The organism is Halorubrum sp. Atlit-28R (assembly GCF_003665955.1).
Taxonomy (GTDB): Archaea; Halobacteriota; Halobacteria; order Halobacteriales; family Haloferacaceae; genus Halorubrum; species Halorubrum tropicale.
This window is the reverse complement of the sequence record NZ_QPLS01000086.1, coordinates 1-626: the sequence shown is the minus strand read 5'-3', so window position 1 is coordinate 626 and position 626 is coordinate 1. Positions and strand designations below refer to the sequence as shown.

At 55.9% G+C, this 626-nt stretch carries 1 protein-coding gene; it reads right to left on the bottom strand.

Annotated features, from left to right (window positions below):
- Positions 1-335: 335 nt before the first annotated feature.
- Positions 336-503 (bottom strand): hypothetical protein, encoded by a 168-nt coding sequence (locus DVK06_RS19125; RefSeq protein WP_164471125.1) that lies wholly within the window; start codon positions 501-503, stop codon positions 336-338.
- Positions 504-626 lie beyond the last annotated feature (123 nt).

Sequence of the window (626 nt, the reverse complement as noted above, 5' to 3'; positions counted from 1 at the left end):
GTCGGAGCGGTCAACTTTCGACTGAGGGCAGGTACTCCTTTGACCTGAGATATTCTGCTCAATGGTCGTGTCAGACACGTTTCTCTACAGTTACGTATCGAATCAAACACCCGAGACTGCGTCGGGGTCGATGTCCGCCGGTGGGTGCGTACTGGGGCCACTATTCGGGCCCATACGTTCTATCCGAATACGTGGGACCTAGTGAGGGTCCTATTTGTTGAAAATATATTTTTCTTTATGAGAATTCCCACACTCGCTCCTATAGAATCCACTGTAAGACAAGCCACATCAGACAACCGGCCTGGGACCGCCGTACGCCCCACGTGGCCGAGGTCTTACTTGTCGGCAGCGCGGTCGTCAAGCGGATCGGGCACGGAGAGGTCCTCAACGTCGGCGTTGATCTCCTCCGCAGAGAGGTCCGACCTTTCAGCGAGGAATTCACTCACGCGATCGCCAAGGCCCCCGACGGCGTCCTCGAACGACTTGAGTTCGGCGTCACTCATAGACACCTTCCGCCGGATCCTGATTCGGATCGTGCCATTTCTCGAACCTCCGGAGCAGCGTGTCGGCATGCTACTCGATGTACGCGATATCGTAGTGCGGGGCTCGTGTTAAACTAGGTAGGA

What these genes read in the sequence shown, in the direction of transcription:
- DVK06_RS19125 (WP_164471125.1), bottom strand. Translation starts at nt 503, where the DNA reads ATGAGTGACGCCGAACTCAAGTCGTTCGAGGACGCCGTCGGGGGCCTT.